Raw genomic sequence first — 5,958 nt, forward strand, 5'->3', positions numbered from 1 at the left:
GTGGTGGTGCTCAAGGTGGCGGCGAACGGACGTGAAGGCAAAGTCGTATTTGCCGAAAGCGGGGAAATGTTCCCCGAAGATGTAGAAGGTTTGAAGAAGTACTTATGAAAACTCTGGTGATTGCAGAAAAACCCTCGGTCGCACAAGACATTGTGCGGGCGATCACGCCTACGGCCGGCAAATTTGAAAAGCACGACGAGTACTTCGAGAGCGACGAGTGGCTGGTCACCTCGGCCGTGGGCCATCTGGTCGAGATCCAGGCGCCTGAGGAGTTTGACGTCAAGCGCGGCAAATGGAGCTTTGCCAACTTGCCTGTCATTCCGCCCTACTTTGACCTGAAGCCCATGGACAAGACGAAGACGCGGCTCAACGCGATCGTCAAGCTGACCAAACGCAAGGACGTGGGCGCCCTCGTCAATGCCTGCGACGCGGGCCGCGAAGGCGAGCTGATCTTCCGGCTGATCCAGCAATACGCCAACAGCAAGCACCCGGTGAAACGGCTGTGGCTGCAGTCCATGACGCCGGCAGCCATCCGCGACGGCTTTGAGAGCCTGCGCACTGAAAAGCAGATGCAGGGCCTGGCCGATGCGGCGCGCTCACGTTCGGAAGCCGACTGGATGGTCGGCATCAACGGCACGCGCGCCATGACGGCCTTCAACTCGCGTGACGGCGGTTTCTTTTTGACCACCGTGGGCCGTGTGCAGACGCCGACGCTGTCGGTGGTGGTGGAGCGCGAGGAAAAAATCCGCAAGTTCGTGAGCCGCGACTACTGGGAAATCCACGCGACCTTCCTGGCCGAGGCCGGCGAATACCCCGCCAAGTGGTTTGACCCGAAGTGGAAAAAAGCCGCGGCCAATGCCGACAACACGGAGCCCGATGCCGAACTGAAAGCCGACCGCGTCTGGTCCGAGCGCGAAGCCATGGCGATTGCCGAAGCCGTGCGCGGCAAGTCCGCCACGGTGACGGAAGAAAGCAAGCCCACCACGCAGGCCGCCGGCCTGCTGTTTGATTTGACTTCCTTGCAGCGCGAGGCCAACGGCAAGTTCGGTTTTTCAGCCAAGACGACGCTGTCGATTGCGCAAAGCCTGTATGAACGCCACAAGGCCCTGACTTATCCGCGTACCGACTCGCGCGCGCTGCCCGAAGACTATTTGCCGGTGGTCAAAAAGACCTTTGAAATGCTGGAAAGCAGCGGCATGAAGCACCTGGCGCCGCACGCGGCGACGGCGCTGAAGGGCAATTACATCAAGCCCAGCAAGCGCATTTTCGACAATGCCAAGGTGAGCGACCACTTCGCCATCATCCCAACGCTGCAGGCGCCTAGCGGCCTGAGCGAAGCCGAACAAAAACTGTATGACCTGGTGGTGCGCCGCTTTATGGCGGTGTTTTTCCCGAGCGCCGAATACCTGGTCACCACGCGTATTTCCCAGTCGGTCGGCCACAGCTTCAAGACTGAAGGCAAGGTGCTGGTCAAGCCGGGCTGGCTGGCGATTTACGGCAAGGAAGCCGCCGATGAAGTGGCCGACGCCAAGGACGGCGACAAGGGCCAGAGCCTGGTGCCGGTCAAGCCGGGCGAAATGGTGCGCGCCGAGGTGGTCGAGGCCAAGGGCCTCAAGACCCGGCCGCCCGCCCGCTATTCCGAAGCGACATTGCTGGGCGCAATGGAAGGCGCCGGCAAGACGATTGACGACGACGAGCTGCGCGAAGCCATGCAGGAAAAAGGCCTGGGTACGCCGGCGACGCGCGCCGCCACGATTGAAGGGCTGATTGCCGAGAAATACATGCTGCGCGAAGGCCGCGAGCTGATCCCCACGGCCAAGGCCTTCCAGCTCATGACGCTGTTGCGCGGACTGGATGTGCAGGAGCTTTCAAAGGCCGAACTGACCGGTGAGTGGGAGTTCAAGCTGGCGCAGATGGAACACGGCAAGCTGAGCCGCGAAACCTTCATGGCCGAAATTGCCACCATGACCGAGCGCATGGTGGCCAAGGCCAAAGGCTACGACAAGGACACGATTCCCGGCGACTACGCAACGCTCTCAGCGCCCTGCCCCAACTGCGGCGGTGTCATGAAGGAAAACTACCGGCGCTACACCTGCACCGGCAAGAACGGCGACGACGGCTGTGGTTTCAGCTTCGGCAAAACGCCGGCGGGCCGCACCTTTGAAGTGGCTGAGGTTGAGCAGTTCCTGCGCGACAAGAAGATCGGCCCGCTGGACGGCTTCCGCTCCAAGGCCGGCTGGCCTTTTACCGCCGAGATGGTGATCAAGTTCGACGAAGAGACGAAGAACTACAAGCTTGAATTCGACTTCGGCGACGACAAGAATGCCGAGACCGGCGAGATCGTCGACTTTGGCGACCAGCAGTCGCTGGGCCCCTGCCCGCGCTGCGCCGCGCGGGTGTTCGAGCTCGGTAAAAACTACGTCTGCGAAAAGTCGGTGCCCACACTGGCCCAACCCACGCCCAGCTGCACCTTCAAGACCGGGCAGGTGATCCTGCAGCAGCCGATTGAGCGCGAGCAGATGCACAAGCTGCTGGAAACTGGCAAGACTGATCTGCTCGACAAGTTCGTTTCGATGCGCACGCGCCGCCCCTTCAAGGCCATGCTGGCCTGGGACAAGGAGGCCGACAAGGTGAACTTCGAGTTCGCGCCGTCCAAATTTCCGCCGCGCAAGCCGGCGGCGGCCAAGACCGGCACGGTGAAGACGCCTTTCGGCAAGACGGTGGCGGCCAAGGGCGCCGCACCTGCGGCCAAAAAGGTTGCAGCCAAAAAAGTCGCCGCCAAGAAGACGCCCGCCGCCAAAACCGCCAAGCCCAAAACGCCGCGCGTCGCCAAGCCGGGCGCAGGCCTCAAGCCCAGCGACGCACTGGCCGCGGTGATTGGCGCCGAACCGGTGGCGCGCACCCAGGTCATCAAAAAGCTCTGGGACTACATCAAGGCCGAAGGCCTGCAGGACGCGGCCAACAAGCGCGCCATCAACGCCGACGCCAAGCTGCTGCCGGTGTTCGGCAAGCCGCAGGTCACGATGTTCGAGCTGGCCGGGATTGTGGGCAAGCATCTGAGCGCGGAGTAAGCGGGCAGATGCGGGCGTAAATGCTATTCTTTTAATAGCTGCTGGCGCCCGCCCTGATTGCCTTGCAGGCCATTTTTATRCTCAAACGAGGCGGATGCAACCCTCTCTGGGGCTGTTTCAGCTGCGCAGGCCGGGCTGCTCAGTGCAACTGCAGCGCGGGCCAGCCGCGCTCAGTCCCAATCGCTGCCAGCGTCGCATCGGCATTCACAGTCACCGGGTGTTTCACGGCTTCCAGCAGCGGCAGGTCGTTGATGGAATCGCTGTAGGCGGTGGTTTTGCAATCCTTGAAGCGCAGGCCGCGTGCGGTGAGCCAGGCATGCAAGCGCTCGACCTTGCCTTCGCGCATGTTCAGTACGCCGGTGGTGCTGCCGGTGAAACGGCTGCCCTGTATTTCGGGCTCGGTGGCAATCAGGTGCTCGATGTCGAAGTAGATTGCCGTGAGCTCGGTGATGAAGCGGTTGGTGGCCGTCGTCATGACCACCAGGTCGCCGGCCTCCAGGTGCTTGTCGACCAGTGCGATCGCAGCCGGTGTGATGCGCGGAACAATCCAGTCCGCTAAAAATTCCTGCCGCATCGGCTCCCATTCCTGGGCGGTGCGACCTGCCAGGGTGCCCACATAAAAATCGGCAAACTCCTTCAGGCCCACGGTGCCCGCCTTGTAGCGCGCTGCCATGTCGGCGTTGCGTGCGGTGAATTCCGTCTTGCCCAGGTAACCCTTCTCGATCAGGAAATCGCACCACAGCACATCGCTGTCGCCGTTGAGTACGGTGTGGTCCAGATCGAAGAGGGTGAGCTTCATGTTCAGGATTGACGAAGGTGCCAAGCCTTTGGCCGGGTGAATGTCTGGATACCGTAGGTGGACAAGGTCAGGCCCACACCGGAATCACCGTAGCCGCTCCAGGGCAAACGCGGGCTGACGCGGTCGCAGCAGTTCCAGTAGACGCTGCCGGCGTTGACCTGGGACAGCAGCGTCCTGGCGCGCTTTTCGTCTGGCGTGAAGACGCCGGCGGTCAGGCCGTAGCGTGTGTCGTTCATGAGTTTGACGGCTTCTGCATCGCCCGATACCTTCTGGATGCCGATGACCGGCCCGAAGCTTTCCTCGCGCATCAGCTCCATGCTGTGGTTGACGTTGCTGAACACCGTGGGTTCATACCAGGTGCCGGGTCCAGCGCCGCGCTTGCCACCTGCCAGCAGGGTCGCCCCTTTGGCTTTGGCATCGGCGACCTGGGCATCCAACACCTCTAGCTGCGGCGCGCGGGTGATGGCGCCGATGTAGGTGTCTTCGCTCATCGGGTCGCCGGTCTTGAAGGTCTTCACGGTGTCTACAAAGGCGGTGACGAACGCGTCGTAAATTTTTTCATGCACGTAGATACGCTCAACCGAGCAGCAGCTCTGGCCGGTGTTGTACATCGCGCCGTCGGCCAGCGACTCGGCGGCGGCCTGGGGGTTGGCGTCTTCGCAGACGTAAGTCGGGTCCTTGCCGCCCAGCTCCAGCTGGAGCTTGACCATGCGCGGGCCGATGGCTTTTGCGATCTTTGCCCCGGTGGCGTAGGAGCCGGTGAAAAAGAGGCCGTCCACCGGCTGCTCCATCAGCGCCGCACCGACTGCGCCGCCGCCGATCAGCAGCACAAACACATCTTGCGGAACACCGGCCGCATGCAGCAGGCGCGCGATGGCCTGGCCCGTCATGGCCGCATATTCAGAGGGCTTGTAAAGCACGGCATTGCCAGTCAGGAGCGCGGGAATGAATACATTGCCGCCGACAAACCAGGGGTAGTTCCAGGCCGAAATATTGGCGACCACGCCCAGCGGTGTGTGCTCGATCTGCTCGGTCATGCCGCCATCGGAAAACACGGTCTGTGTGGTCGTGGACGCGTCAAGCTCTGCCAGGAAAAAATCAATGCGGCCCAGCAGGCCGTTGAGTTCATTGCGTGACATCTTGATCGGCTTGCCGGTTTCTCGCGTCATGACGGCCGCCAGGGTATCGAGCTCTGCAACGATGCCGGCACGAAAGCGCGTGATGCAGGTCTTGCGCTCGGCCACCGGCACGGCGGCCCACGCAGCCTGCGCGGTGCGCGCCTGCTTTGCCTTGGCAGCGACGGAAGCCGCGTCGTCCGCAGGCAGTTCGGTGATCATCTCACCTGTGGCGGGGTTATGAATGGCGAGTTTGGTCATGTTTGTTGGCTTTGCTTTTGGCCGCCGCTACGGCGGTGAGGAAATCATCGAGTACGGCGGCGTCGTCAATCGTGTCGGAGCCGGGTTTGTGGAATTCGGGATGCCACTGGGTGGCGGCGATATAGCTCTTGGTTTTGTCCTTGCGGCGTATCGCTTCCACGATGCCGTCGTCCACGCTGAAAGCCTCGGCTTCAAACTCGGGTGACAAATCCTTGATGCCCTGGTGGTGGATGCTGTTGACGCGCACGCGCTCCACGCCGGGGTACATGGCGGAAAGCCTGGAGCCCTGCACGATGTTCACGCTGTGAAAGTTCTGGTCGTAAGTGACGGCGTCGCGGTGAACGAAGGAGTCAGGCACCTGCGTATTGATGTCCTGGTAGAGCGTGCCGCCGAATGCAACATTGAGCAATTGCAGGCCGCGGCAAACGCCAAACACCGGTTTGCCGGCTCTTTCAAACGCGGCTACCAGTGCCTTGTCGTATTCGTCACGCACACGGTCGCCCGACCATTTTTCTTCCAGCGGCTCCTCGCCGTAACTGCCGGGCCAGACGTCGGCGCCGCCGTGCAGCACCAGGCCGTCCAGCCACTGTGCATAGTGTTCGTATGTAACGTCGCCGCGCTGCGTGCTGCCCGTGGGGCAAGGCACCATGACGACCATGGCGCCGGAAGACATAACCCAGTGTGCGATCGACTGTTCGACATACTGTAGCGT

General features: G+C 61.9%; 4 protein-coding genes. 1 reads left to right on the plus strand and 3 read right to left on the minus strand.

What is annotated here, in order from left to right; translation table 11 throughout:
• Positions 1-104 precede the first annotated feature (104 nt).
• The gene (locus AC1D1X_RS13570) at positions 105-3,071 is read left to right on the plus strand and encodes a DNA topoisomerase III (RefSeq protein ID WP_477670569.1); all 2,967 of its coding nucleotides are present in this window, start codon (positions 105-107) and stop codon (positions 3,069-3,071) included.
• Positions 3,072-3,210: 139 nt separating this feature from the next.
• Here the strand turns inward: AC1D1X_RS13570 and AC1D1X_RS13575 are convergent, their stop codons facing one another.
• The 3 genes from AC1D1X_RS13575 to AC1D1X_RS13585 all read right to left on the minus strand — a co-directional run.
• Positions 3,211-3,870, minus strand: a complete 660-nt coding sequence (locus AC1D1X_RS13575; protein WP_477670570.1) for an HAD family hydrolase — start codon at positions 3,868-3,870, stop codon at positions 3,211-3,213.
• A 2-nt stretch (positions 3,871-3,872) separates the two neighbouring features.
• The gene (locus AC1D1X_RS13580) at positions 3,873-5,246 is read right to left on the minus strand and encodes an aldehyde dehydrogenase family protein (RefSeq protein ID WP_477670571.1); all 1,374 of its coding nucleotides are present in this window, start codon (positions 5,244-5,246) and stop codon (positions 3,873-3,875) included.
• A partial coding sequence (locus AC1D1X_RS13585; protein WP_477698454.1) for a gamma-glutamyl-gamma-aminobutyrate hydrolase family protein occupies positions 5,224-5,958 on the minus strand: 735 nt, incomplete at its 5' end. The genes AC1D1X_RS13580 and AC1D1X_RS13585, both read right to left, overlap by 23 nt.

It is taken from the genome of Polaromonas sp. P1_G4 (assembly GCF_056405475.1).